The following is a 25031-nucleotide window of genomic DNA, read 5'->3' as shown; positions in this document are numbered from 1 at the left end:
TCGCGGGCAAGCCCGGCTCCTACATACTGACTTCCCTTGCCCCTGCCGAGCGTTCCATGCCCGACTTGCTCGACCGTTACCCGCTGACCGCGGGCACTTATCACGAACTGCTGGACGACAGCGGCGCGGTGCGCGCCCATTGGCAGCGCCTGCTCGATCACCTGCAACGCAGTACCCCGGCGCAACTGGCCCAGCGCCAGGCCTTGCTGACCCGGCAGATCCAGGAAAACGGCGTGACCTATAACGTCTACGCCGACCCCAAGGGCGCCGATCGCCCGTGGGAGCTGGACCTGTTGCCCCACGTGTTGGCCGCCGATGAATGGAAGCAACTTTCCGCCGGCATCGCCCAGCGTGCGCGCCTGCTGAATGCGGTACTGGCCGACCTCTACGGCCCGCAGCGCTTGATTGCCGAAGGCTTGCTGCCAGCAGAGCTGGTGTTTGGCCATAACAATTTCCTCTGGCCGTGCCAGGGCATCCAGCCGCCCGACGGCGCCTTTCTGCACCTGTACGCGGTGGACCTGGCGCGCACGCCGGATGGCCGCTGGTGGGTGACCGCCGACCGTACACAGGCTCCGTCCGGTGCCGGTTATGCCCTGGAAAATCGCACCATCGTGTCCCGTGCATTCCCGGACCTGTACCGCGACTTGCAGGTGCAGCACCTCACCGGTTTCTTCCGCACCTTGCAGGAAACCCTTGCCCGCCAGGCCCCGAGCGACGACCAGCCGCCGCTGATCGTGCTGCTGACCCCGGGCCGTTTCAACGAAAGCTATTTTGAGCACCTGTACCTCGCCCGCCAGCTCGGCTACCCGCTGGTGGAGGGCGGCGACCTGACCGTGCGCGACGCCACGGTGTACCTCAAAACCCTCAGCGGGCTGCGCCGGGTGCACGCGATCATGCGCCGCCTGGACGATGACTTCTGCGACCCGCTGGAGCTGCGCACCGACTCGGCACTGGGCGTACCCGGCCTGCTGGACGCCGTACGCCAGGGCAATGTGCTGGTGGCCAATGCCCTGGGCAGTGGCGTGCTGGAATCCCCGGGTTTGCTGGGCTTTTTGCCGAAGATCAATCAATTCCTGTTTGGCGAAGAACTGATCCTGCCGTCCATCGCCACCTGGTGGTGCGGTGAGGCGCCGGTGCTGGCCGAAGCCCTGGAAAAACTCCCGGAGCTGCTGATCAAGCCGGCCTTTCCGTCGCAAAGCTTCACCCCGGTGTTTGGCCGCGATTTGAACGACGAGCAACGACAGGCCCTGGCCGAGCGCATGCAGGCGCGACCCTACGCCTACGTCGCCCAGGAACTCGCGCAGTTGTCGCAAGCGCCGGTCTGGCACACGGTGGACGATCACCTGCAACACCGTGCCATCGGCATGCGCGTTTACGCTGTGGCCAGCGCCGACGGTTACCGGGTACTGCCCGGCGGCCTGACCCGCGTGGCCGCCGAGGCCGATGCCGAAGTGGTGTCGATGCAACGCGGCGGTGCGAGCAAGGACACCTGGGTGCTCGGCGAGCGTGCCCACGGCACCGAACAGTGGCGCGCCCAACGGGCAATCGGCGCCCACGACCTGGTGCGGCGTGACCCGTACCTGCCATCGCGGGTGGTGGAGAACCTGTTCTGGTTTGGCCGCTATTGCGAGCGCTGTGATGACAGTGCGCGCTGGCTGCGGATCGTCCTCGCCCGCTATGTCGATGGAGACGACCCCCTGGCGTTGCAGGCGGCGGTCGAGCTGGGCGAGAACCTGCGACTGTTGCCGGAGGAGGGCGAATTGCCTGAGCGGCTTCAGGCGGCCTTGCTCGGTGATGACTGGCCGTCGAGCCTGCGGGCCAACCTGCAGCGTTTGCAGTGGGCGGCGTCCCAGGTGCGCGGCAAGCTGTCCCGTGAAAACTGGCAAGCGCTGGTGGAATTGCAACGCGAAGCCCTGGAGCTGGAAAGCGAAGAGCCGGACTTTGGCGAGCTGCTGGACTTCCTCAACCGCCTGGTGATGTCCCTGGCGGCGCTGTCGGGTTTCGCCCTCGACGACATGACCCGCGACGAAGGCTGGCGCTTCCTGATGATGGGGCGGCGCATCGAGCGCCTGCAGTTCCTCAGCAGCAGCCTGGCGGCCTTCCTGCGGGGCGTGGCGGTATTCGATCAGGCCGGGCTGGAGTGGTTGCTGGAACTGGGCAACAGCAGCATCACCTATCGCTCGCGTTACCTCGCGGTGCCGCAATTGATCCCGGTGCTGGACCTGTTGCTGCTGGATGAGCAAAACCCCCACGCGGTGCTGTTCCAGCTGAAACTGGTGAGCCGCACCCTGCGTCGCCTGAATGATGATTTTGGCGTGCCCCGGGAAACCGGGCTCGCGCCGTTGGTGGAGCGCCTGGCGCGCTTTGACCTGGGTTGCCTGGAGAACCCGCTGTTCGGTGAGTCCAGCGTGCGTGCCGCGCTGGACGGCCTGGCCGACCTGCTGCAAGCGGTGGCCGATGAAAGCGGGCAAGTCTCCGACCGCCTGGCCTTGCGCCATTTTGCCCATGTGGACGATGTCAGCCAGCAAACGGTGTCTGTGTGATGAGTGCCCGCTACCAGATTTTCCACGATACCCATTACCACTACGACAGCCCGGTGTCCCTGGCCCAGCAACTGGCGCACCTGTGGCCGCGGCCGTGTGCCTGGCAGCGCTGCAGCTCGCAGCAACTGGAGATCAGCCCCGAGCCGACCTCGCGCCGGGACGAGCTTGATGTGTTTGGTAACCCGATCACCCGGCTGGCGTTCGAGCGGCCCCACGATGAGCTGCTGGTGAACGCCGGGCTGACGGTGGAAGTGCTGGCGCGGCCGGTACTGGACTTCAGCCTGTCGCGGGCCTGGGACCAGACCCGCAACGGCCTGACCTACAGCAGCCAGCCGTTATCCGCCGAGGTGATCGAGGCGTGTCGCTATCGGTTTGAATCGCCCTATGTGCATTTGAAAAAAAGCTTCGTCGAGTTCTCTGAAGACTGTTTTCCGGCCGGTCGTCCATTGCTGTTGGGTGTGCAGGCGCTGATGCAAAAGATCTTCAGCGAGTTCACCTTCGATGCCGAAGCCACCCAGGTTGCCACGCCGCTGGTGGAAGTGCTGGAGCGCCGGCGCGGCGTGTGCCAGGACTTCGCCCACCTGATGCTCGCGTGCCTGCGCTCCCGGGGCCTGGCGGCGCGGTATATCAGCGGTTACCTGCTGACCCAGCCACCGCCCGGCCAGCCACGGTTGATCGGCGCGGATGCGTCCCACGCGTGGGTGTCGGTGTTTTGCCCGGTGTCGGGTTGGGTGGATTTTGATCCGACCAACAATGTGCAGCCGGCGCTGGAACACATCACCCTGGCCTGGGGCCGGGATTTTTCCGATGTTTCGCCGTTGCGGGGGGTGATTCTGGGGGGAGGGAGCCATGACCCGGAAGTGCGGGTAACGGTGATGCCGCTGGAATAGCGCAGATCCACTGTAGGAGCCGGCTTGCCGGCGATGGCGACCTTGAGATCTCTGGTGATCATTCGGCCCGATCGCCGGCAAGCCGGCTCCTACATAAATCCAGTGGTTCTCAGGCGTCCGGCGCCTGATCTTTCGGTGCTTCGGTTTCGTCTGTAGCCACTGTACCTTCAGCATCCGGGTTCAGTGCACCGGCTTCTTCGTCGGCTGCCAATTTCTTGCGCTGCAGCTTTTCCTCTTTCTTCTGCTCTTTGGCCAAGTCTCTCTGACGTTTGGCGAAGGAGTAATTAGGTTTTGCCATGGGCGATCCTCTGGGGTCGAAGGTGAGGTTGAGCGGCGCGTATTCTGCCTTTAATCGCGTCCCAAGGGTTAATCGGGTTTTTGATCCACCCATTTGGGCAGGACCAGCGGTTGCCAGGCATCCAATGCGTCAAGCAGCTCAGCCGGCGATTCGCTCATTTGCAGCATGGCACGATGCGGTGCGCGGACGAAACCTTCGCCGACGATATGATCAAGAAAATCGGTCAACTTGCGGTAAAAACCGTTCACTTCGAGCAAACCCAGCGGTTTGCCGTGGTAGCCGAGCTGGCCCCAGGTCCAGACTTCGAACAGTTCTTCCAGGGTGCCCAGGCCGCCCGGCAGCGCAATGAACGCGTCGCTCAGCTCGGCCATGCGCGCCTTGCGAGCGTGCATGCCGTCGACCACTTCCAGGCGGGTCAGGCCTTTGTGACCGATTTCCAGGACTTTCAGGCTTTCGGGAATAATCCCGATCACCTCGCCACCGGCTTCCAGGGCCGCATCCGCGACGATACCCATCAGGCCCACGGCGCCGCCGCCATACACCAGGGTGAGCTTGCGCTCGGCCAACGCACGCCCGAGGGCAACGGCCGCTTCGCGGTAGGCCGGGTTGGTGCCGCTGCTGGCACCGCAAAATACACAAACAGACTTCAAGGACATACCTGACTCCACTCAGTTGTGGCTAAAGAGTAAAGGCTGGCTTGCGTCTCTCAAAGGACTAAACCTCGCGTTGAGGTGTTTCGTAGGTGCCGCTGGCGCCACAGGCATAGGCGGCAAGCAGGCTGCGGAACAGGCTATTGAGGTGCATGGCTCGGACTCCAGAAGGAAGATGAGCCGATCATAGGCCGGCGGTGCGAGTTTGGCCGGTAGATTGTGTCGATGAGTCTGATAGCCTAAAGTTGTATACAATCTGTTGATACAGATCATATGAAGTCCTGCCTGACTCAGGCACCCTTGTCGCAATATGCGTTTTTTAAACCCTGCCCTGGAGATTCACATGTTTGCCAAACTCGTTGCTGTTTCCCTGCTGACTCTGGCTAGCGGCCAGTTGCTTGCTGCAGAGTGCAAGGTCACTGTCGACTCCACTGACCAGATGTCCTTCAACACCAAGGCCGTCGAAATCGACAAGAGCTGCAAGACGTTCACCGTAGAGCTGACCCACTCCGGCAGCTTGCCGAAAAACGTCATGGGCCATAACTGGGTGCTGAGTTCCACCGCCGACATGCCTGGCATCGCCAGCGACGGCATGGCTGCCGGCATCGACAAGAACTACCTGAAAGACGGCGACGCCCGCATCATCGCCCACACCAAGATCATCGGTGCCGGCGAGAAAGACTCCGTGACCTTCGACGTGTCGAAGCTGGCGGCAGGTACTGACTACTCGTTCTTCTGCTCCTTCCCAGGCCACATCTCGATGATGAAAGGCACTGTGACCCTGAAGTAATCATTCTTCAGGCAAAAAAAAGCGCCCCTCGGGGCGCTTTTTTTTGAGCTGCTTTTGTGGCGAGGGAGCTTGCTCCCGCTGGGCTGCGGAGCGGCCCCAATAAGGTCACCGCGTAGCATCAGAAAAAGCGGTCAGCAGGTTTCAGGGGCCGCTTCGCGCCCCAGCGGGAGCAAGCTCCCTCGCCACAACACGCCCTTTTGCCACAATGAACTGCCGCGTCGGCTTATGGTGCAAACGGCATCACCCGCTTGTGCTCGGTCTTGCGATAGGTATCGCAGATGATCCGGAACGCTTCCTCGCGCACCGGCTCGCCGTGCAGGAACGCGTCGATCTCGGCGTAGGTCACGCCGTGGGACGCTTCATCCGGCTTGCCCGGGGACAGGTCTTCGAGGTCGGCCGTCGGGATTTTCTCCACCAGCGATTCCGGGGCACCAAAGTGCCGGGCAATCGCGCGCACCTGGTTTTTCACCAGGCCGCTCAACGGGGCCAGGTCGCAGGCGCCATCACCGAATTTGGTGAAAAAGCCCATCACGGCTTCCGCCGCGTGGTCGGTACCGATCACCAGGCCGCCGGCCGCGCCGGCGATGGTGTACTGCGCCACCATGCGCATGCGCGCCTTGGTGTTGCCCAGCACGAAGTCCCGGGAGACCGCGGCCTTGCCTTCAAACGCAGCCACTTCATTGGCCAGGGACTTGACCGCCGGGCCGATGTTCACCGTGTGACGCTCGTCGGGCTCGATAAAGTCCACGGACGCCTGGGCGTCGTGTTCGTCGAACTGGGTTTCGTAGGGCAGGCGCACCGCGATAAAGCGGTAGGCGTCGTCACCCTTGGCGGCCCGCAACTCTTCCATCGCGCGTTGGGCCAGCAGGCCGGCGGTCAGAGAGTCGACGCCGCCGCTGATGCCCAGCACCAACGTCTTGAGGCCTGAATTGAGCAGGCAGTCCTGGATAAAGGTAACGCGCCGGGCGACCTCCGCCTCAAGGGCGGCCTGGTCCTTAAAGGGCGGTTGGACCTTGAGCTGTTCAGCAATCTCGCGCTGTACGGCTTGCATGATTCACTCCTTGCTGGGTAGGGCAGGTACTTTGAAAACGTGGCGCAAATAGGCGACGAAATTCGGATCGGTGCAGTGGGTCTTGCCCGCTTCATCGGAAATCTTCGCGACGGGCTGGCCATTACAGGCGGTTATTTTAAGCACGATGCTCATCGGTTCCACACCTGGAATATCACAGGTCAGGTTGGTGCCGATGCCAAAGCTCACATTGATCCGACCCCGCAGCGCGCGGAAAATCTCCAACGCCTTGGGCAGCGACAGGCTGTCGGAGAACACCAGGGTCTTGCTCATCGGCTCAATGCCCAGCTTGTGGTAGTGGGCGATGGCCTTTTCGGCCCACTGCACCGGGTCGCCGGAGTCGTGGCGCAGGCCGTCGAACAGCTTGGCGAAGTACAGGTCGAAATCGCCGAGGAACGCGTCGGTGGTGATGCAATCGGTCAGGGCGATGCCCAGCAGGCCACGGTACTCGCGCACCCAGCAGTCGAGGGCGGCGATCTGGCTGTCGATCAACCGCGGGCCGAGTTGCTGGTGGGCCATGATCCACTCGTGGGCCATGGTGCCCAGGGGCTTCATGTCCAGCTCACGGGCCAGGTGCACGTTGCTGGTGCCGACAAACCGCCCGGGGAAGTCGTGCTTGAGCACCGTCACCACTTCTTCCTGCACACGGTAGGAGAAGCGCCGGCGCGTGCCGAAATCCGCCACCTGCAATTCGGACAGCTCTTCGACGCTGGCGTTGGCCGTCAGCCAGTCGAACTTGCGATACAGCTGCTCGCGGGCCTGTTCGAGGATGACGGTCTGGTAGCGATAGCGGTTACGCACCTCGCTGACGATCGCCAGCATCGGCACTTCAAACAGGATCACATGCAGCCACGGCCCGCGCAGGCGGATAAACAACTCGCCGTTCTCGATGCCGGTGTGCACGTAGCGCAGGTTGAAGCGGAACAGCCCGAGGAACCGCAGGAAATCCGGCTTCATGAAGCTGATGCGTTCCAGGAAGCCCAGTTGGTCGGGGCTCAGGCTCAGCTCGGCCAGGCGCTCGATCTGGTAGCGGATCTCCGCCAGGTACGGGCGCAGGTCTTCACTGTTACGGCAACGAAACTCCCATTCAACTTCCACGTTCGGGTAGTTGTGCAGCACCGCCTGCATCATGGTCAGCTTGTAGAAGTCGGTGTCGAGCAGGTTCTGCACGATGCGATCGGCAAACACACTCTCGCTCATAACGGGAATCTCCAGACGGGTCGGCGATGGGCGCCGACCTTTACGCACAATTAAGGAATGGCGCTAGTGGCGCATAGACCTGTGCTGTTTTGCCAGCAGTTTTTTTCGGTGAGACCACTGACGCCATCGCAGGCAAGCCAGTTCCCACAGGTGAATGCATTCCAAAAGGTGGGAGCTGGCTTGCCTGCGATAGCGGTATTGCAGGCCAAAAAAATCAAACTGACTCGACTTGCTCCATCATCCACTTCACAAAATCCCGCACCTTGGGCACTTCCGCCGAGTGCTCGGGATACGCCAGGTAATACGCATCCTGGCTCGGCATCGCGTGCTGCCAGGGGATCACCAGCTTGCCTTCGGCCAATTCTTCTTCCACCAGGAACCGTGGCAGCAGCGCCACACCACAGCCCACTTGCGCGGCGCGGATGCACATATAAAAGGTCTCGAAGCGCGGCCCGTGGTAGCTGTGCTCGGTGTGATAGCCCTGGGCCGCGAACCAGTCGTGCCAGCCCTGAGGGCGCGAGGCGTTTTGCAGCAGCACCAGTTCACTGAGCTGCGTGGGGTCTGTAAACGGTTGTGCGGGCAGGCTGTCGGGCGAGCACACGGGCACCAGCTCTTCACTGAACAGCTTGAGGCTCTCGGTGCCGGGCCGTGAGCCCTGGCCGAAATAGAAGGCCAGGTCGGCCTTGCCTTGCAGCAGCTCGTCTGGTTCCTGTTCGTTGCACAGGTCCAGGTGAATCTGCGGATGGCGCAGCCGCCAGCCCTTGAGGCGCGGCACCAGCCAGCGAGCGCCGAAGGTGTAGGGCGTGGACACCCGCAGCACTTCAGTCTCGCCGCCGTAGGAACGCAGGTAATGGGTGGACATCTCCACCTGGGTGAGGATTTTTCGGACTTCCACCAGGTACAAATCGCCCGCCGGGGTCATCTGCAAGCGGCGGCGTACCCGGCGAAACAGCAGGTGCTGCAGCAGTTCTTCCAGCTGCGCGACCTGTTTGCTGACGGCGCTCTGGGTGAGGTTCAGCTCCTCGGCGGCGCGGGTAAAACTCAGGTGGCGGGTGACCGCTTCGAAACACTGCAAGGCGGTGATCGAGGGCAAATGTCTTTTATTCAGCACGGCACGCCTCTTTTTGTTCTTAGCATGAATAAACGGAATGATATCTCGCCTAATCGTCGTTTGTTGGCAAGTCTTGGGCCAGCTACAAATAAGGTCTGGATCGCCGCGACAGCTGGCGGCGCAAATTTCTGTTTGTAGATTGAAGGAGTGACCCATGGTTGCCGCATTGCTTGATCGTCTCGGGGTAAACCCGGCGCTGTACCAGTCGGGCAAACAGCCCGTGCATTCGCCCATCGATGGCAGCCGGATTGCCAGTGTGCACTGGGAAGGTGCCGCCGAGGTGGAGCAGCAGGTCAGTCGCGCCGAGCATGCATTCGACGCCTGGCGCAAGGTGCCGGCACCCCGCCGTGGTGAGCTGGTGCGCCAGTTCGGCGACGTGTTGCGCGAGTACAAAGCCGACCTCGGTGAGCTGGTGTCATGGGAAGCCGGCAAGATCACCCAGGAAGGCCTGGGTGAAGTGCAGGAAATGATCGACATCTGCGACTTCGCCGTCGGCCTGTCGCGCCAACTGTATGGCTTGACCATCGCCTCCGAGCGCCCGGGCCACCACATGCGTGAAACCTGGCACCCGCTGGGGGTGGTCGGCGTGATCAGTGCGTTCAACTTCCCGGTGGCGGTGTGGGCGTGGAACACCGCGCTGGCACTGGTGTGCGGCAACGCGGTGATCTGGAAACCCTCGGAAAAAACCCCGCTCACCGCCTTGGCCTGCCAAGCGTTGTTCGAGCGCGTGCTGAAGAAATTCGACGGCGCCCCCGAGTACCTGAGCCAAGTGATTATCGGTGGTCGTGACGCCGGTGCCGCACTGGTGGATGACCCGCGTGTGGCGCTGATCAGCGCCACTGGCAGCACCCGCATGGGCCGCGAAGTGGCGCCGAAAGTCGCCGCGCGTTTTGCCCGCAGCATTCTCGAACTGGGCGGCAACAACGCCATGATCCTCGGCCCAAGCGCCGACCTGGACATGGCCGTGCGCGCCATCCTGTTCAGCGCCGTCGGCACCGCTGGGCAGCGCTGCACCAGCCTGCGCCGGTTGATCGCCCATGAGTCGGTGAAAGAGGAAATCGTCACCCGCCTCAAGGCCGCGTATGCCAAGGTGCGCATCGGCCATCCACTGGAAGGCAACCTGATCGGCCCGCTGATCGACAAACACAGCTTCGAAAACATGCAGGACGCCCTGGAACAGGCCTTGAGCGAAGGCGGCCGGGTGTTTGGCGGCAAGCGTCAGTTGGAGGACAAATTCCCCAACGCTTACTACGTGTCGCCGGCGATCGTGGAAATGCCGGAGCAGAGTGACGTGGTGTGCACCGAGACCTTCGCGCCGATTCTGTACGTGGTGGGCTACACCGATTTCGCTGAAGCGCTGCGCCTCAACAATGCCGTGCCTCAAGGCCTGTCGTCGTGCATCTTTACCACCGACGTGCGTGAAGCCGAACAGTTCATGTCGGCCGTGGGCAGCGACTGCGGGATTGCCAACGTCAACATCGGCCCGAGTGGCGCGGAGATTGGTGGCGCGTTTGGCGGTGAGAAAGAGACCGGTGGCGGGCGTGAGTCGGGTTCGGATGCATGGCGCGGCTACATGCGTCGCCAGACCAACACCGTGAACTACTCGCTGGAATTGCCGCTGGCCCAGGGCATCACCTTCGACTGAGTCTCTGCTCGAAGTGAGGTCAATGTGGGAGCAGGCAAGCCAGCTCCCACAGTTGATCGGGTTCGCACATCAAAATAGTGGTTTGTTAGGTCTCATCGGAGTCTGGCAATGGCATTACGCGAAGCATGTTTGTGGGAACAGCTCACCCCTGGCCGGCCGGATCGGGCTGCGCTCAAGGGCGAGGTCAACGTGGATGTCTGCGTGATCGGTGCCGGTATCACCGGTTTGTCGGCAGCCATTCACTTGCTGGAACAAGGTAAAAGCGTCGCCGTCCTCGAAGCCCATCGTACCGGCCACGGTGGTTCGGGGCGCAACGTAGGCCTGGTGAATGCCGGGATGTGGATTCCGCCGGACGAGATCGAAGCCGGTTTTGGCACGGCGGTGGGCAGCCAGCTCAACCGCATGCTCGGCGCGGCACCGTCCCTGGTGTTCAGCCTGATCGACAAATACAACATCGACTGCCAACTGCGCCGCGAGGGCACCTTGCACATGGCGCACAACGCCCGGGGCGAGGCGGATTTACGCAGTCGTGAAGAGCAGTGGCAGCGTCGTGGCGCCCCGGTGGAGCTGTTGACCGGTGCGGCATGCGAGCAAGCCACCGGTACCAAAAAGATCGCCGCCGCCTTGCTGGACCGGCGTGCGGGTACCCTGAACCCGATGGCCTACACCAGCGGTTTGGCCAATGCCGCCGTCGGGCTGGGCGGGCAGTTGTTCGACCATTCCCCGGTCACTCAACTGGAACGCCAGGGCCAGCACTGGTCTGTGCAAACTGCCCAGGGCTCGGTGCAGGCCGAGCAAGTGGTGATCGCCTCCAACGCCTACACCGAGGGCGAATGGACCGAGCTGCGCCGCAATTTTTTCCCCGGTTATTACTACCAGGTGGCGTCGGCCCCGCTGACCGACGACGCTGCGCAACAAATCCTCCCAGGCGGGCAGGGCTCCTGGGACACCCGCCAGGTACTCAGCAGCATTCGCCGCGACGCCGAAGGCCGCCTGTTGCTCGGCAGCCTGGGCAATGGCAACCAGAAACCCGCGTGGTTCCTCAAGGCCTGGGCCGATCGGGTGCAACAGCACTACTTCCCGTACCTCAAACCGGTGCAGTGGGAGTGCACCTGGACCGGCTGTATCGCTTTCACCCCGGACCACTTGATGCGTTTGTTCGAGCCGGCGCCCGGGCTGGTGGCGGTCACCGGTTACAACGGGCGTGGGGTGACCACCGGCAGTGTGGTGGGCAAGGCCTTTGCCGATTACCTGTGTCACCAGGATCCACAGGCGCTGCCGATCCCGTTTGCACCGATGCAGCCCTTGGCCGGCGTGGGCCTGCGCAGCTGTCTGTATGAGGCGGGCTTCTCGCTGTATCACGCGGGCCAATGCCTGCGGATCGTGATCTGATCAACGAAATACCGCTCAGAAGCCTGCATTTTCTTAGCCGGCTACTAATCTGTATTGGTGCGAGTCGTAGCAGTAACGCACTGTAAATGTGCACTTCCGTTACGCACGCTGTTACAGGCTCAAGGGTGGCCCTTTAATGGCCGGGTTGCAGTGTTGGATCCATAAGGTTGCACTTTATGGATCCAATGGTTGCACCCGATTGAGATAGACGGTTGCACGTCCAATCAAAAGGCGCCCAAAAACCTGCAATAACAATGACACCGTGTCTTTTTGAATAATAAAAACGTAATGGCACGCCGCTTGCTCTGGGCTTTCCTCGAAAGTTTTTGAAGTGAAGCTGCAGTGCCAATTCAACAAAAACCTCGGAGCACCACTCATGTCCCAGACGTTTTACAAGAAAGGTTTTCTAGCCCTCGCAGTTGCTGCTGCGCTGGGTGTTTCTGCGTTTGCTCAAGCTGATGTGAAGATTGGCGTAGCGGGGCCGATGACCGGCGCCAACGCGGCATTTGGTGAGCAGTACATGAAAGGTGCCCAGGCGGCAGCCGATGTCATCAACAAGGCCGGCGGCATCAACGGCGAGCAGATCAAACTGGTGGCCGGCGACGACGCCTGCGAACCCAAGCAAGCGGTGGCCGTGGCCAACCGTCTGGCAGACCAGGACAAAGTGATCGGCGTGGTCGGGCACTTCTGCTCGTCCAACACTATCCCGGCGTCCGAGGTGTACGACGAAGCGGGCATCATCATGATCACCCCGGGCTCCACCAACCCGCAGGTCACCGAGCGCGGCCTGTCGGCGGTGTTCCGTATGTGTGGTCGTGACGACCAGCAAGGCATCGTGGCCGGCGACTACATCGTCGACGTGCTCAAGGGCAAGAAAGTTGCCGTTATCAACGACAAGGACACCTACGGCAAAGGCCTGGCGGACGCCACTGCACAGCAGTTGACCAAGCGCGGCGTGAAGCCGGTGCTGGAAGAAGGCCTGACCCGTGGCGAGAAAGATTTCAGCGCCCTGGTCACCAAGATCCGCTCCACCGGTGCTGACGTCGTGTACTTCGGCGGCCTGCACCCGGAAGCCGGTCCACTGGTTCGCCAGATTCGTGAAGCCGGCCTGAAAGACGTGAAGTTCATGTCCGATGACGGTGTGGTCACCGATGAACTGGTGGCGACCGCCGGTGGTGCGCAGTACGTGGATGGCGTGTACATGACCTTCGGCGCCGACCCTCGCCTGCTGCCAGACAGCAAGACCGTCGTGGAACAGTTCCGCAAGGCCGGTACCGAGCCTGAAGGCTACACCCTGTACGCCTACGCTTCGATCCAGGCCCTGGCCGCCGGCTTCAATGGCGCCAAGTCCAACAAAGGCGAAGACGCGGCCAAGTGGCTCAAAGCCCACCCGGTCAAAACCGTCATGGGCGAGAAGAATTGGGACGCCAAGGGCGACCTGAAAGTCTCCGACTATGTGGTTTACCAGTGGGACAAGGACGGCAAGTATCACCAGCTGGAAAAGCAGAAGTAATAGTTAGCGCGATTGGTTAGACGCCACTTGACCCTGTAGGAGCCGGGCTTTTGTGGGAGCTGGCTTGCCTGCGATAGCGTCACCTCGGTTTGACTGACATTGCGAGGTGTCTGCATCGCGGGCAAGCCCGGCTCCCACACAAGCCAGCTCCCGCACGGGAACTTGGTTGCCAGCCCCTTTTGTGTCTGTCTTTTCCTCCTAGAAGAACCGCACACCCACAGGTGTGCAGGCTCTCACTGCGTGAGATTGCGTTATGGATGGTATATTCCTGCAGCAACTGGTCAATGGGCTGACCCTCGGGTCGGTCTATGGCTTGATCGCCATCGGCTACACAATGGTCTATGGCATCATTGGCATGATCAACTTCGCCCACGGCGAGGTTTATATGATTTCCGCTTACCTCGCGGCGATCAGTCTGGCACTGCTGGCTTACTTCGGCATCGAATCCTTCCCGCTGCTCATTCTCGGCACCCTGATCTTCACCGTCGTCGTCACTGGCGTTTACGGCTGGGTCATTGAGCGTGTCGCCTACAAACCGCTGCGCAACTCCACCCGACTGGCACCGCTGATCAGCGCCATCGGTATCTCGCTGATCCTGCAGAACTACGCGCAGATCGCCCAGGGCGCCAAGCAACAAGGCATCCCGACGCTGCTGGCCGGCGCCTGGAGAGTCGACATCGGCACCGGGTTCGTGCAGTTGACCTACACCAAGGTGTTCATCCTGGTGGCCGCGTTCGTCGGCATGGGCCTGCTGACCTACATCATCAAGTACACCAAGCTCGGCCGCATGTGCCGCGCTACCCAGCAAGACCGCAAGATGGCGTCGATCCTCGGCATCAACACCGACCGGGTCATCTCCTACGTATTCGTGATTGGTGCCGCCATGGCCGCGTTGGCCGGTGTGCTGATCACCCTGAACTACGGCACGTTCGACTTCTATGCCGGCTTCATCATCGGCATCAAGGCATTTACCGCAGCGGTACTCGGCGGCATCGGTTCCCTGCCTGGGGCCATGCTCGGCGGGATCATCCTGGGTATTTCCGAGTCGCTGTTCTCGGGGTTGATCAACTCTGACTACAAAGACGTGTTCAGTTTCTCCCTGCTGGTGGTGATCCTGATTTTCCGTCCCCAGGGCCTGCTCGGTCGCCCACTCGTGGCGAAGGTATAACTATGTCTGCTGCCTACTCTATCGATATCAAGAAAAGTGTCGTCGATGCGGTACTCGCCGGGCTGATTTCGCTGATCGTGTTCGGTCCGATCGTCGGCGTGGTCCTCGACGGCTACAGCTTCAACCTGGAACCGGCGCGTGTCGGCATCCTGGTGGCCATTGTGATGGTCGGCCGGTTCGCCATGAGCCTGTTCCTGCAAACCCCCAAGGGCCTGCGGATTCTGCAGGGATTTGAGAGCACCGGTTCCGGTGTGCACGTGCTCAAGCCGGACTACAAATCGCGCCTGCGCTGGATCATCCCGGCGTTGATCGTGATTGCCATCGTCTTCCCGTTCTTCGCCAACAAATACCTGCTGACCGTGGTGATCCTCGGGCTGATCTACGTGTTGCTGGGCCTGGGCCTGAACATCGTGGTGGGCCTGGCCGGGCTGCTCGACCTGGGCTACGTGGCGTTCTATGCCATTGGTGCCTATGGGCTGGCGCTGGGTTATCAATACCTCGGTCTGGGCTTCTGGTCGGTGCTGCCGTTGGCGGCCATCTGTGCCGCGTTGGCGGGGTGCATACTCGGGTTCCCGGTACTGCGAATGCACGGCGATTACCTGGCGATCGTGACCCTGGGCTTCGGTGAAATCATCCGCCTGGTGCTGAACAACTGGCTGTCGTTTACCGGTGGCCCGAACGGCATGCCGGTGCCGTCGCCGACGTTTTTCGGCCTGGAGTTTGTGCGCAAGGCGAAGGATGGCGGGGTGCCGTTCCACGAATTCTTCGGCATCGACTACAACGCCAACTTCAAATTCCTGTTCATCTACATCGTGCTGTTCCTGGTGGTGCTGCTGGTGCTGTACATCAAGCACCGCCTGACTCGCATGCCGGTGGGCCGCGCCTGGGAAGCCTTGCGCGAAGATGAAATCGCTTGCCGTTCCATGGGCCTCAACCACGTGCTGGTGAAGCTCTCGGCGTTCACCATTGGCGCTTCCACTGCCGGTTTGGCCGGGGTGTTTTTCGCCAGCTACCAGGGCTTCGTCAACCCGTCGTCGTTCACCTTCTTCGAGTCGGCGCTGATCCTCGCCATCGTGGTGTTGGGCGGCATGGGCTCCACCGTCGGCGTGGTAATTGCCGCGTTCGTGTTGACCGTGGCGCCCGAGTTGCTGCGCAGCTTCTCTGAATACCGTGTGCTGCTGTTTGGCGTGTTGATGGTGGTAATGATGATCTGGCGACCACGAGGCCTGATTCGCATCAGCCGTACCGGTGTCGTCCCACGTAAAGGAGTGGCGCCATGAGCAAGGAAGTCGTCCTTTCCGTTGAACACCTGATGATGCACTTCGGTGGCATCAAGGCCTTGAGCGATGTGAGCCTCAAGGTCGAACGCAACTCGATCTTCGCCCTGATCGGCCCCAACGGTGCCGGCAAGACCACGGTGTTCAACTGCCTGACCGGTTTTTACAAAGCCTCCGGCGGCAAGATCGAACTCAATGTGCGCGGCAAGCAGACCAACGTGATCCAGTTACTCGGCGAGCGCTTCAAGGCCACCGACTTTGTCTCACCGAAAAGCTTCTTCAGCCGGGTGTTCTACAAGATGTTCGGCGGCACCCACCTGGTGAACCGTGCAGGCCTGGCGCGTACCTTCCAGAACATTCGCCTGTTCAAGGAAATGTCGGTGGTGGAGAACCTGCTGGTGGCCCAGCACATGTGGGTCAACCGCAACATGCTCGCGGGCATCCTCAACACCAAGGGCTACCGCAAGGCTGAAAGCGACGCCCTCGACCATGCGTTCTACTGGCTGGAAGTGGTGGACCTGGTGGACTGCGCCAACCGCCTGGCCGGCGAGCTGTCCTACGGCCAACAACGCCGCCTGGAAATCGCCCGCGCCATGTGCACCCGGCCGCAGATCATCTGCCTCGACGAACCGGCTGCCGGCCTCAACCCCCAGGAAACCGAAGCCCTCAGCGCGATGATTCGCCTGCTGCGGGACGAACACGACCTGACGGTGGTGCTGATCGAACACGACATGGGCATGGTGATGAGTATTTCCGACCACATCGTGGTGCTGGACCACGGCAACGTCATTGCGGAAGGCGGCCCGGAAGCGATCCGTAACGACCCTAAAGTGATCGCGGCTTACCTGGGCGCTGATGAAGAGGAGCTGGTATGAGTGAACCAATCCTCGAACTGAAAGACCTGGACGTGTTCTACGGCCCGATCCAGGCCTTGAAGAAAGTCTCGCTGCACATCAACGAAGGCGAAACCGTCAGCCTGATCGGCTCCAACGGCGCGGGTAAGTCCACGCTGCTGATGTCGATCTTCGGCCAGCCACGGGCCGAGTCGGGGCAGATCATCTACCGCGGCGTGGACATTACCCACAAGTCGTCCCACTACATCGCCTCCAACGGTATTGCGCAGTCGCCGGAAGGCCGGCGGGTGTTCCCCGACATGACCGTCGAGGAAAACCTGTTGATGGGCACCATCCCGATTGGCGACAAGTTCGCCACCGAGGACATGCAGCGCATGTTCGAGCTGTTCCCGCGGCTCAAGGAGCGGCGTAACCAGCGGGCGATGACCATGTCCGGTGGCGAACAGCAGATGCTCGCCATCGCCCGTGCACTGATGAGCCGGCCGAAGCTGTTGCTGCTGGACGAGCCGAGCCTGGGGCTGGCGCCGATTGTGGTGAAGCAGATCTTCGCCACGCTGCGGGAGCTGGCGTCCACCGGCATGACCATCTTCCTGGTGGAGCAGAACGCCAACCATGCGTTGCGCTTGTCGGACCGGGCATACGTGATGGTCAACGGCGAGATTCGCCTCACAGGCACCGGCAAGGAGCTGCTGGTGAATGAGGAGGTGCGTAACGCTTATCTGGGCGGGCATTGATTGCTGATTCAGCGGTAATACCTGTGTGGGAGCTTCGGCTCCCACACTTGTTTTTGGCTATCCACAGTGCTTTCCCGAAATTGTGGACAACAAATCCAGGCACCTGCCAAAGCGCGACATATAGCCGCCGCAAATCCCTGTTTTGTCACAGTTTTGACTTGTCCCCAACCACTGTGGAACCGGCTGTGGGTAACGTGGGAGTAGCTGGCTGGAGGCCTTTGTTTTCGTGGCTTGCAGCGCTGTGGTTGTTTTTTGATCAGCGGTTTTTTCGTGACCACCCGAAGGGTTTGTCAACCTGTTTAAAGACACAGGTATATGACCGGAATATGTCATTCCATCCTGTGGATAAGTCTGTGACTAAACTCTGGAAAGAGTGCCGCAGGGGCCGGAATGACTGGCCTGGAGCCATCGTCCTGGTTGCACTGTTTTGAACCGGGCTACATAGGGCTTGGCTCAGGTCAAGCAAAAAACTTTTTGAATCGCGCTGAAAGCCTTGTATACCGCGGCTTTCAGCTTTTGCACTTGCCCCCAAAGACTGTGGACGGGGCTGTGGATAAGGTGCGCGCACATGGCTGCACGCCACGGCCCGTATGGGTTTCAAGTGATTGGTTGAATTTCGTACAACATGAGAGGCGTTCACCTCTCCCCACAGCGTGTATCAGTTGCCGCCAGCCCGGCAGCCGGGCATTCTGCTGGCTGATTTTTTACCTCGTAGCCCTGCAAGGAGAACACCATGTCCAATACGCTGTTTATTACTGGCGCGACCTCAGGTTTTGGCGAAGCCTGTGCCCGGCGTTTTGCCGAAGCCGGCTGGAAACTGGTGCTCACCGGCCGCCGCGCAGAGCGTCTGAACGCCCTGTGTGCCGAGCTTTCCAAGCAGACCGAAGTGCACGGCCTAGTGGTGGACGTACGTGACCGCAAGGCCATGGAAGAGGCGATCGCCAACCTGCCGCCGTCCTTCAGCACCCTGCGCGGGCTGATCAACAACGCCGGCCTGGCAGTGGGCACTGACCCTGCGCCCAAGTGCAGCCTCGACGATTGGGAAACCATGGTCGACACCAACATCAAGGGCCTGCTGACCACCACCAGCCTGCTGTTGCCGCGCCTGATCGCCCACGGCCGTGGCGCCGGCATCATCAACCTCGGCTCCATCGCTGGCAGCTACCCGTACCCGGGCAGCCACGTGTATGGCGGCACCAAAGCCTTCGTCAAACAGTTCTCGCTGAACCTGCGGTGCGACCTGCAAGGCACCGGCGTGCGTGTGACCAACATCGAGCCGGGCCTGTGCGAAAGCGAGTTCTCCCTGGTGCGCTTTGCCGGTGACCAGGCGCGTTATGACGCGACTTATGCCGGTGCCGAGCCGATCCAGCCGCAGGACATTGCGGACACGATCTTCTGGGTGCTGAACACCCCGGCGCACGTGAACATCAATCGCCTGGAGCTGATGCCGGTGAGCCAGACCTGGGCCGGGTTTGCGATTGAGCGTGGCGCCAAGGGCTAAGTACGGCGAGCTTTTGTGGCGAGGGAGCTTGCTCCCGCCGGGCTGTGAAGCGGCCCCAAAAAAGCCAGGGCCGCTCCGCGCCCCAGCGGGAGCAAGCTCCCTCGCCACAGGGTTTTTGTCAGCCTGGAAAATACGGCAAATCGGCCAAAACAGGACATAAGGTACACTCCACCCCTGAAAACCCCGCCGCGTTGTGCGGTTTTAAGGTTTTGACAGGAGGATATGTGAGTAACCGAGGTGAGCAGTCGCTGCTCAAACAATCGACGATTCTGATGTTCGCGGTCGCGATCGCCGGGATTGTCACGGGTGTGGTGTCGGGCGCCCAATCGATTTTATTCGACGGCTTTTTCTCGCTGATCGCCACCGCCATCAAGGTGTTGATGCTGATCACGGCCAAGCTGATCGCCAAGAAAAGCAACGAACGCTTCCAGTTCGGCTACTGGCACCTGGAACCCATGGTGCTGCTGATCGAAGGCAGCTTTTTGCTGTTGATCGCCATCTACGCGTTTCTCAACGGTGTGTTCGGCATTATCAATGGCGGTCGCGATATCGAGCTGGGCCTGGTGATCATCTACGCGGCGGTGTTTACCGTCGTCGAGTTCGCCTATTTCTTCTATGTGCGCTATCGCAACCGCACGCTCAAATCGTCGCTGATCCAGTTCGACAACATCAGTTGGCTGGTGGACGCGATGCTGTCGGTGGGGCTGCTGGTGAGCTTCCTGGCTGCGCTGTTGCTCAAGTCCCAGGGCTACGGGCAGTGGGCGGTGTATGTCGACCCGTTGATCCTGATCCTGCTGGCGTTGAGCATGCTGGCGCCGGCCTTCAAGATCCTGCGCCCGGCGCTACGGGACGTGCTGGGGATTGTGCCGGACCAACTGGACGGCACAGTGCGCGAAGTGATGGACGCGGCCCAGGCCAAACATGGTTTCGACGACTATGTGTCCTACGTGCAGAAGCACGGGCGGGCGCGGTTTATCGAGATTCATGTGGTGTTGCCGGCGGATTACCCGGTGGATAACGTCGCCACCCTGGACGGGCTGCGCGAAGAGATATCCACAGGGCTTGGCAAGCCTGACGCGGCGCGCTGGCTGACGATCAGCTTTACCGGGGACCGCAAATGGATTGCGTAAGGCCCAGGTAGCACGTGGCCAAGTGGTAGGGCGTGGTTGACGGCATGTCCCGTCGGCTGACTTGCCCTTTGGCATCCAGGCATTCATTCCAGCCTTTGTCGTGCAGGAAGCGCTGTTGCAGCGCCAGCAATTGGCGTTGCAGCACGACTTCACTGTTGGGCCGCAAGGTCAGCGCCCGCAGGTATTCGGCCTGGGCCCAGATACGCTGGGTGCCGTCGCGTACGCTGCCGTCCAGGGCCAGCATGCCGCTGACCGCGCCCGTCGCGTTATCCACACCCTTCTGCTCGGCATAGGTGAACGCTTTGTTCAGAGAGGCGTGCAGCGGCGTGCCGCGCAGCAAGTCTGAAGACTCCAGCAGGAAGAACCATTCGAACTGGTGCCCCGGCTCAAACCAGTTATCCACAGCGCCCAGGGGTTTTTCCATCATCACGCCGTGCTGGCGGTCGATGAAGCGCTTCTGCATGGCATTGGCCAGGTCCAGCAATGCGTCTTGCGTCACGGCGTCTTCACGCACGGCCAGGGTGGCGAGGAAACCTTCGGCGAGGTGCATCAGCGGGTTTTGCAGCGGGCCGGACTTGAGGGATGACCAGTTACGCTCCAGCACCGCTTCGTACAGGCCGTCGCCGGTGGCGAAGCGTTCGGCGACCACTTCCAGGGCCGCATCGAGTACCGACTCCACCAAGGACTCGCGCACCTTGGCCCAATAGTGGGCACAGGCGAAGATGATGAAGGCGTGGGTGTAGAGGTCTTTGCGTTTATCCAGCGGCTTGCCGTGGGCGTCGATGCTGTAGAACCAGCCGCCGTGTTCGGCGTCGTGGAAGTGCCGTTGCAGGGACCGGAACAGCGCGGCGGCGCGCTCCTCGGCAAAGGCTGCACCGGGCTCGCCGATCAGGCTGGCGAACAGGTACAACTGCCGGGCGCAGGCCATGGCGCGATAGCGTTGCGGCGGCAAAGGCCGGTGGTCGGCGTCCAGGGCTTCATACGGCAGCGCCAGGTCGGCATTCCAGCCCGGGCCTTGCCAGAGCGGCACGATCAGGTCGTGGAAGTGCGTCAACACAGCGGTCAATTGAGGCTTGAGGGCGGAGCTTGGAGCGATGGGCATCGGCTGGCGTCGTCACGGCAGGGGTGTTTGCGCGACATGGTATCAGGCTTGAGGGAGGTGGTGGCTGTGAGTCCGTCATCGCGGGCAAGCCCGGTTCCCACAGTTGAATGAGTACTCCTGTGGGAGCCGGGCTTGCCCGCGATGAGGCCATTGGAAACGCCGTAAATCTCAGGCAGCGAGCAACCATACCCCAGTCGCCGCCGAAGCCGCCCCGGCCACCCGCACCAGCGGCGCTGCGGCCGCCGGCAGGAAGCGCACCACGGCATAACCCGCCGCATGCAGAACCGCCGTCGCACCGACGAACCCGACCGCATATGCCCAAGGGCCGGACATGTCCGGCAGCTCCAAACCGTGAGCGACGCCATGGAACAGCGCAAACAGCGCCGTCGCTGCGACCGCCACAAACAACGGCGGACGCACTGCCAGTGCCACCGCCAGACCCAGCGCCAGCACCGACGCGGCAATCCCGCTTTCCAGCGCCGGCAATGCCAGGCCTTCAAAACCCAGCATTCCGCCGATCAACATGGTGCCGACGAAGGTGCACGGCAGCGCCCAGCGCGCCGCGCCTTTTTGCTGGGCGGCCCACAGGCCCACGGCGACCATCGCCAGCAAGTGGTCGATGCCGCCCAGCGGGTGGCTGATACCGGCCACTAGGCCGTTGTCGCCATGGCCGGGGTGGGCGAAGGCGAGGGCGGGGGTGAGCAGCAACGCTGCGGCGGCGAGAAGTGTATTGAGGCGCATGGACAAGCTCCTTGTTGGGGGTGGTCAGGCTGCGGTCAGCAAGCCCTGGCGTTCGATGAAGGCGACGATTTCTTCCAGGCCGACGCCGGTTTTCTGATTGCTGAAGACAAAGGGTTTGCCTGCGCGCATGCGCTGGGTGTCGCTGTTCATCAGCTCCAGGGACGCGCCCACCAGTGGTGCCAGGTCGATCTTGTTGATCACCAGCAGGTCGGATTTGCAGATCCCCGGGCCGCCCTTGCGTGGCAGCTTGTCGCCAGCGGACACATCGATCACGTAGATGGTCAGGTCCGACAGTTCCGGGCTGAAGGTGGCCGACAGGTTGTCGCCGCCGGATTCCACCAGGATCAGGTCCAGGCCGGGAAAGCGCCGGTTGAGTTGGTCTACCGCCTCGAGGTTGATCGAGGCGTCTTCGCGAATTGCGGTGTGCGGGCAGCCGCCGGTTTCCACGCCGATGATGCGCTCGGGCGCCAGGGCCTGGTTGCGCACCAGGAAGTCGGCGTCTTCGCGGGTATAAATATCGTTGGTGACCACCGCCAGGTTGTAGCGGTCGCGCAGGGCCAGGCACAGGGCCAGGGTCAGGGCGGTCTTGCCGGAGCCGACCGGGCCGCCGATGCCGACGCGCAGGGGTTGTGTGTTCATATGCTTCTCCTAGGAACGGAACAGGCGGCTGTACTGGCGCTCATGGGCCATGCACGCCAGGGACAGGCCGAACGCGGCGCTGCCGTAGTGATTGGGGTCGAGTTGGCTGGCATCCTGCTGAGCCTGTTGCAGCAGCGGCAGCAGTTCACTGGTCAGGCGCTGGGCGGCTTGCTGGCCCAGGGGCAGGGTTTTCATCAGCACTGCCAACTGGTTTTCCAGCCAGCTCCACAGCCAGGCGGCCAGGGCGTCGTCGGGGCTGATCTGCCAGGCGCGGGCGGCCAGCGCCCAGCCGAGTGCGAGATGAGGTTCGCCGCGTTGCGCCAGAAAATCCCGGGCGGCGGCGTCCAGCTCCGGCAAGCCGTTGAGCAGTTGTGCCAGGGAATAACCCATCTGCCGGCTTTCCTGATACAGCTCGCGGGTTTCGCGGCTGGCACGGTGCTCTTCACACAACTGCGCGAGGCGCGGCCAGTCTTCTTCGGCTGCGGCCTTGCAGTGCGCGAGCAACAGCGGCGCCTCGAAGCGCGCCAAATTGAACAGCAGTTGATCGCTGATCCAGCGCCCGGCACTCGCCGGGTCGGTCACGCGCGCTTGCTCCACGGCCATTTCCAGGCCCTGGGAATAGCTGTAGCCACCAATCGGCAGCTGCGGACTGGCCAGACGCAACAGCGCCCAGGCTGGGTTCATAGACGTACGCCGAACTGGTGCAGCTTGGGCGGGTAGTTGAAGTCTTCGTCGCCATGGCGGGAATGATGATGGCCGCCGCCATAGGCGCCGTGTTCCGGCTGGAACGGCGCTTCGATGGTTTCAGTCGTCGCACCCAACTGCTCGAGCATGGCCTTGAGCACGTAGTCATCGAGCAGGCGCAGCCAGCCGTCACCCACTTGCAGGGCCACGTGCCGGTTGCCCAGGTGATAGGCGGCACGGGTCAGTTCGAAGGCACTGCTGCAGGTGACGTGCAGCAGGTGTTCAGGGCGGGCACACACGCGTACGACACGTCCGTCTTCGGCCTGTAGGAATTCGCCATCGTGCAGCGGCGGTTGGCCGCGCTCCAGAAACAGGCCGACGTCTTCTCCGTCGGCACTGAAACAGCGCAAGCGGCTTTTGCTGCGGGCTTCGAAGTTCAGCAGCAACTCAGCGGCCCAGACGGGTTCGGGGGCGATTCGGCGGTGGATCACCAGCATCAGAAAGCTTCCAGCTATGAGCGATAAGCAAGCTAGAGCAAGGGTCTTGCCAACCACGCGGGGAGTGGGAATTCCCTGTAGGCAGGCGGCTTGTGCCACCTGATGGCGCAGGAAATTATTCCAAAATGTTTCATTTTGGTGCGTGACGGGATTTATAGCACTGGATTCGGGCGTTCGGCGTTGAAATGCAGTAAGCGGCGCGTGAAATTTCTTTCATCTTTATGGAAATCGAATTGTTTCGGATTTTTCCCACGCAGTTAAAGGATTCGGAGTTCATTGGATTACGTGCTGCTTCATTAGGATTCCGCTCCGTATTTAATCCACAGCGGTTTCCACCATGTACAAGTCATTTTTCTGTTTACTGATTGTCAGCCTGTCGTTGGCCATTTCATCCGCCTCGGCCAACCTCCAGCGCCCGGTCTCACTGGAGGCATCATCTTCCATCACCAGCGTGATTGATCGCGCCCATTCTCTGTTGGGCACCCCTTACAGGATGGGCGGGACGTCAGTGGCCCAGGGTTTCGATTGCAGCAGTTTCCTGGTGTACCTGTTCAAGACCGAAGCCAATATTCATCTGCCACGCACCACCGCTGCGATGCACCGCTCAACGGCAGCCACGGTCAAGCGCGATGCACTGCAACCGGGTGATGCGGTGTTTTTCAGGGGGAATGGGCGTGGCCAGGTCAGCCATGTCGGCCTTTATATAGGCGAAGGCAAGTTCATTCACTCGCCACGTACGGGCAAAAGTGTGCGCATCGATTCGCTGGCCAACCGTTACTGGAGCAGGAACTACACCACCGCCAAGCGGTTTCACGCCGTGCGCTGAGTTATTCGGTGCTGCCCAGGCCTTGCCAATGCTTGAGGCCGATAAAGATGAAGCGCAGTTGCTGGGTGATCTTGGCCTGGGGCGTGAGATGGGACGGCAGCGCTTCGGCGGGCGGGTCAATGATGTCGGGCAGGGTGGCGAACACGCTCTTGACGATCAGGTCGGCCATCACGTGCAAGCCGTCAGCATCCAGGTGCTGGAGCTTGGGCATCAAGGTCAGGTCGGCGGCGAGGTCGCTGGCGATGTCTTCGCGCAAGGCGCCGATGGCTTGGCGAACGGCAAGGCTGCCACCGTATTGCTCACGGGCCAGGAACAGGAATTGCGAACGGTTGGCGGCGACCACATCGAGGAAAATCCGCACCGAGGCATCGATGATGCCGCCCATCACGAATTCATTGTGGCGCACCAGGCGGATCGTCGCGCGGAAGGTCTGGCCGACTTCACTGACCAATACCAGGCCCAGTTGATCCATATCGGCAAAGTGACGGTAGAAACCGGTGGGCACAATGCCGGCGGTCTTGGCCACTTCACGCAGGCTCAGGCTGCCAAACCCACGGCCACACTCCATCAGATGGCGGGCTGCGTCCATCAGGGCGAGTCGGGTCTGTTGCTTCTGTTCGGCACGGGGCAGCATTGGCAGGCGGGCTTTGTGGACAAGGACAGCGACGCACTCTAGCAAATCAGCTTTGCCAGCGTCGAACTTCAAAAGGGAGAAGGGCGTTGCGGTTCACACAAAGTCAAAGCCCGATCGGGTGATCGGGCTTTTTTCCAGGGCCA

General features: G+C 61.6%; 24 protein-coding genes. 13 read left to right on the top strand and 11 right to left on the bottom strand.

The features are described 5' to 3' along the window. The first annotated feature begins 56 nt into the window (after positions 1-56). Together HKK54_RS07785 and HKK54_RS07780 are read left to right on the top strand one after the other, a co-directional pair. Complete coding sequence (locus HKK54_RS07785; RefSeq protein WP_010173882.1) at positions 57-2543, top strand: circularly permuted type 2 ATP-grasp protein; 2487 nt, start codon at positions 57-59, stop codon at positions 2541-2543. After that, positions 2543-3433 carry a transglutaminase family protein gene (locus HKK54_RS07780; RefSeq protein WP_169386499.1) on the top strand — a complete coding sequence of 297 codons (891 nt, stop codon included), beginning with the start codon at positions 2543-2545 and terminating at the stop codon, positions 3431-3433. The genes HKK54_RS07785 and HKK54_RS07780 overlap by 1 nt, the downstream gene beginning before the upstream one ends. 109 nt (positions 3434-3542) lie before the next feature. On the opposite strand, the gene HKK54_RS07775 is transcribed toward HKK54_RS07780, so the two are convergent. Together HKK54_RS07775 and HKK54_RS07770 are read right to left on the bottom strand one after the other, a co-directional pair. Further along, positions 3543-3731 carry a hypothetical protein gene (locus tag HKK54_RS07775; protein ID WP_010173886.1) on the bottom strand — a complete coding sequence of 63 codons (189 nt, stop codon included), beginning with the start codon at positions 3729-3731 and terminating at the stop codon, positions 3543-3545. A 68-nt stretch (positions 3732-3799) separates the two neighbouring features. After that, positions 3800-4387, bottom strand: a complete 588-nt coding sequence (locus HKK54_RS07770; RefSeq protein ID WP_010173888.1) for a TIGR00730 family Rossman fold protein — start codon at positions 4385-4387, stop codon at positions 3800-3802. 337 nt (positions 4388-4724) lie between these two features. On the opposite strand from HKK54_RS07770, the gene azu reads away from it, so the two are divergent. Then, positions 4725-5171, top strand: coding sequence for an azurin (azu, locus tag HKK54_RS07765; RefSeq protein ID WP_010173890.1), 447 nt, complete (start codon positions 4725-4727; stop codon positions 5169-5171). A 223-nt stretch (positions 5172-5394) separates the two neighbouring features. On the opposite strand, the gene nadE is transcribed toward azu, so the two are convergent. From nadE to HKK54_RS07750, 3 genes are all read right to left on the bottom strand, one after another. Continuing rightward, positions 5395-6222 carry an ammonia-dependent NAD(+) synthetase gene (nadE, locus tag HKK54_RS07760; RefSeq protein WP_010173893.1) on the bottom strand — a complete coding sequence of 276 codons (828 nt, stop codon included), beginning with the start codon at positions 6220-6222 and terminating at the stop codon, positions 5395-5397. Between the two features lie 3 nt (positions 6223-6225). Beyond that, positions 6226-7440, bottom strand: coding sequence for a nicotinate phosphoribosyltransferase (pncB, locus tag HKK54_RS07755; protein WP_169386498.1), 1215 nt, complete (start codon positions 7438-7440; stop codon positions 6226-6228). A gap of 214 nt (positions 7441-7654) precedes the next feature. Then, on the bottom strand, positions 7655-8551 hold the full coding sequence (locus tag HKK54_RS07750) for a LysR family transcriptional regulator (protein ID WP_010173898.1): 897 nt from the start codon (positions 8549-8551) through the stop codon (positions 7655-7657). A 154-nt stretch (positions 8552-8705) separates the two neighbouring features. Between HKK54_RS07750 and amaB the strand changes: the two genes are divergently transcribed. The 9 genes from amaB (at position 8706) to HKK54_RS07705 (ending at position 19765) form a co-directional block, all read left to right on the top strand. Next, positions 8706-10196, top strand: coding sequence for an L-piperidine-6-carboxylate dehydrogenase (amaB, locus tag HKK54_RS07745; RefSeq protein ID WP_010173900.1), 1491 nt, complete (start codon positions 8706-8708; stop codon positions 10194-10196). Positions 10197-10304: 108 nt separating this feature from the next. After that, the gene (gene amaA / locus HKK54_RS07740; RefSeq protein ID WP_169386497.1) at positions 10305-11588 is read left to right on the top strand and encodes an L-pipecolate oxidase; all 1284 of its coding nucleotides are present in this window, start codon (positions 10305-10307) and stop codon (positions 11586-11588) included. 376 nt (positions 11589-11964) lie between these two features. Next, positions 11965-13101, top strand: a complete 1137-nt coding sequence (locus tag HKK54_RS07735) for a branched-chain amino acid ABC transporter substrate-binding protein (RefSeq protein WP_010173904.1) — start codon at positions 11965-11967, stop codon at positions 13099-13101. A gap of 253 nt (positions 13102-13354) precedes the next feature. After that, positions 13355-14269, top strand: coding sequence for an ABC transporter permease subunit (locus HKK54_RS07730; protein ID WP_003217447.1), 915 nt, complete (start codon positions 13355-13357; stop codon positions 14267-14269). 2 nt (positions 14270-14271) lie between these two features. Then, the gene (livM, locus tag HKK54_RS07725; protein ID WP_010173907.1) at positions 14272-15549 is read left to right on the top strand and encodes a high-affinity branched-chain amino acid ABC transporter permease LivM; all 1278 of its coding nucleotides are present in this window, start codon (positions 14272-14274) and stop codon (positions 15547-15549) included. Continuing rightward, positions 15546-16421 (top strand): ABC transporter ATP-binding protein, encoded by an 876-nt coding sequence (locus HKK54_RS07720; protein WP_010173909.1) that lies wholly within the window; start codon positions 15546-15548, stop codon positions 16419-16421. The genes livM and HKK54_RS07720 overlap by 4 nt, the downstream gene beginning before the upstream one ends. Beyond that, the gene (locus HKK54_RS07715; RefSeq protein WP_010173912.1) at positions 16418-17134 is read left to right on the top strand and encodes an ABC transporter ATP-binding protein; all 717 of its coding nucleotides are present in this window, start codon (positions 16418-16420) and stop codon (positions 17132-17134) included. The genes HKK54_RS07720 and HKK54_RS07715 overlap by 4 nt, the downstream gene beginning before the upstream one ends. A gap of 733 nt (positions 17135-17867) precedes the next feature. Beyond that, entirely contained in the window at positions 17868-18635 is a 768-nt protein-coding gene (locus tag HKK54_RS07710; protein WP_169386496.1) for an SDR family oxidoreductase, read from the top strand. A 224-nt stretch (positions 18636-18859) separates the two neighbouring features. After that, positions 18860-19765, top strand: a complete 906-nt coding sequence (locus HKK54_RS07705) for a cation diffusion facilitator family transporter (RefSeq protein ID WP_010173916.1) — start codon at positions 18860-18862, stop codon at positions 19763-19765. Here HKK54_RS07705 and HKK54_RS07700 read toward each other — a convergent pair. The 5 genes from HKK54_RS07700 to ureE all read right to left on the bottom strand — a co-directional run bounded on the left by HKK54_RS07700 (position 19737) and on the right by ureE (position 23428). Next, positions 19737-20867 (bottom strand): AGE family epimerase/isomerase, encoded by a 1131-nt coding sequence (locus tag HKK54_RS07700; protein ID WP_010173918.1) that lies wholly within the window; start codon positions 20865-20867, stop codon positions 19737-19739. The two genes, HKK54_RS07705 and HKK54_RS07700, sit on opposite strands and share 29 nt — an antisense overlap. Positions 20868-21035: 168 nt before the next feature. Next, positions 21036-21608 carry a HupE/UreJ family protein gene (locus tag HKK54_RS07695; protein WP_169386495.1) on the bottom strand — a complete coding sequence of 191 codons (573 nt, stop codon included), beginning with the start codon at positions 21606-21608 and terminating at the stop codon, positions 21036-21038. Between the two features lie 24 nt (positions 21609-21632). Then, entirely contained in the window at positions 21633-22247 is a 615-nt protein-coding gene (ureG, locus tag HKK54_RS07690) for an urease accessory protein UreG (protein ID WP_010173923.1), read from the bottom strand. Positions 22248-22256: 9 nt separating this feature from the next. Then, entirely contained in the window at positions 22257-22931 is a 675-nt protein-coding gene (locus tag HKK54_RS07685; protein WP_010173925.1) for an urease accessory protein UreF, read from the bottom strand. Beyond that, the gene (ureE, locus tag HKK54_RS07680; protein ID WP_010173926.1) at positions 22928-23428 is read right to left on the bottom strand and encodes an urease accessory protein UreE; all 501 of its coding nucleotides are present in this window, start codon (positions 23426-23428) and stop codon (positions 22928-22930) included. The genes HKK54_RS07685 and ureE overlap by 4 nt, the downstream gene beginning before the upstream one ends. Positions 23429-23765: 337 nt before the next feature. Here ureE and HKK54_RS07675 point away from each other — a divergent pair, with 337 nt between their 5' ends. Then, on the top strand, positions 23766-24254 hold the full coding sequence (locus HKK54_RS07675) for a C40 family peptidase (protein ID WP_169386494.1): 489 nt from the start codon (positions 23766-23768) through the stop codon (positions 24252-24254). Between the two features lies 1 nt (position 24255). Here HKK54_RS07675 and HKK54_RS07670 read toward each other — a convergent pair whose 3' ends face one another. Next, positions 24256-24888 (bottom strand): TetR family transcriptional regulator, encoded by a 633-nt coding sequence (locus tag HKK54_RS07670; RefSeq protein ID WP_010173930.1) that lies wholly within the window; start codon positions 24886-24888, stop codon positions 24256-24258. Positions 24889-25031 lie beyond the last annotated feature (143 nt).

Source organism: Pseudomonas sp. ADAK13, assembly GCF_012935715.1.
In the GTDB taxonomy this organism is placed as follows: domain Bacteria; phylum Pseudomonadota; class Gammaproteobacteria; order Pseudomonadales; family Pseudomonadaceae; genus Aquipseudomonas.
This window is presented reverse-complemented; position numbering and strand designations above follow the sequence as displayed.

What these genes read in the sequence shown, in the direction of transcription:
- amaA (WP_169386497.1), top strand. Translation starts at nt 10,305, where the DNA reads ATGGCATTACGCGAAGCATGTTTGTGGGAACAGCTCACCCCTGGCCGG.
- HKK54_RS07775 (WP_010173886.1), bottom strand. Translation starts at nt 3,731, where the DNA reads ATGGCAAAACCTAATTACTCCTTCGCCAAACGTCAGAGAGACTTGGCC.
- HKK54_RS07785 (WP_010173882.1), top strand. Translation starts at nt 57, where the DNA reads ATGCCCGACTTGCTCGACCGTTACCCGCTGACCGCGGGCACTTATCAC.
- azu (WP_010173890.1), top strand. Translation starts at nt 4,725, where the DNA reads ATGTTTGCCAAACTCGTTGCTGTTTCCCTGCTGACTCTGGCTAGCGGC.
- livM (WP_010173907.1), top strand. Translation starts at nt 14,272, where the DNA reads ATGTCTGCTGCCTACTCTATCGATATCAAGAAAAGTGTCGTCGATGCG.
- HKK54_RS07780 (WP_169386499.1), top strand. Translation starts at nt 2,543, where the DNA reads ATGAGTGCCCGCTACCAGATTTTCCACGATACCCATTACCACTACGAC.
- ureG (WP_010173923.1), bottom strand. Translation starts at nt 22,247, where the DNA reads ATGAACACACAACCCCTGCGCGTCGGCATCGGCGGCCCGGTCGGCTCC.
- HKK54_RS07685 (WP_010173925.1), bottom strand. Translation starts at nt 22,931, where the DNA reads ATGAACCCAGCCTGGGCGCTGTTGCGTCTGGCCAGTCCGCAGCTGCCG.
- HKK54_RS07715 (WP_010173912.1), top strand. Translation starts at nt 16,418, where the DNA reads ATGAGTGAACCAATCCTCGAACTGAAAGACCTGGACGTGTTCTACGGC.
- HKK54_RS07670 (WP_010173930.1), bottom strand. Translation starts at nt 24,888, where the DNA reads ATGCTGCCCCGTGCCGAACAGAAGCAACAGACCCGACTCGCCCTGATG.
- HKK54_RS07710 (WP_169386496.1), top strand. Translation starts at nt 17,868, where the DNA reads ATGTCCAATACGCTGTTTATTACTGGCGCGACCTCAGGTTTTGGCGAA.
- HKK54_RS07770 (WP_010173888.1), bottom strand. Translation starts at nt 4,387, where the DNA reads ATGTCCTTGAAGTCTGTTTGTGTATTTTGCGGTGCCAGCAGCGGCACC.
- amaB (WP_010173900.1), top strand. Translation starts at nt 8,706, where the DNA reads ATGGTTGCCGCATTGCTTGATCGTCTCGGGGTAAACCCGGCGCTGTAC.
- HKK54_RS07675 (WP_169386494.1), top strand. Translation starts at nt 23,766, where the DNA reads ATGTACAAGTCATTTTTCTGTTTACTGATTGTCAGCCTGTCGTTGGCC.
- HKK54_RS07720 (WP_010173909.1), top strand. Translation starts at nt 15,546, where the DNA reads ATGAGCAAGGAAGTCGTCCTTTCCGTTGAACACCTGATGATGCACTTC.
- HKK54_RS07700 (WP_010173918.1), bottom strand. Translation starts at nt 20,867, where the DNA reads ATGCCCATCGCTCCAAGCTCCGCCCTCAAGCCTCAATTGACCGCTGTG.
- HKK54_RS07735 (WP_010173904.1), top strand. Translation starts at nt 11,965, where the DNA reads ATGTCCCAGACGTTTTACAAGAAAGGTTTTCTAGCCCTCGCAGTTGCT.
- ureE (WP_010173926.1), bottom strand. Translation starts at nt 23,428, where the DNA reads ATGCTGGTGATCCACCGCCGAATCGCCCCCGAACCCGTCTGGGCCGCT.
- HKK54_RS07695 (WP_169386495.1), bottom strand. Translation starts at nt 21,608, where the DNA reads ATGCGCCTCAATACACTTCTCGCCGCCGCAGCGTTGCTGCTCACCCCC.
- nadE (WP_010173893.1), bottom strand. Translation starts at nt 6,222, where the DNA reads ATGCAAGCCGTACAGCGCGAGATTGCTGAACAGCTCAAGGTCCAACCG.
- HKK54_RS07730 (WP_003217447.1), top strand. Translation starts at nt 13,355, where the DNA reads ATGGATGGTATATTCCTGCAGCAACTGGTCAATGGGCTGACCCTCGGG.
- pncB (WP_169386498.1), bottom strand. Translation starts at nt 7,440, where the DNA reads ATGAGCGAGAGTGTGTTTGCCGATCGCATCGTGCAGAACCTGCTCGAC.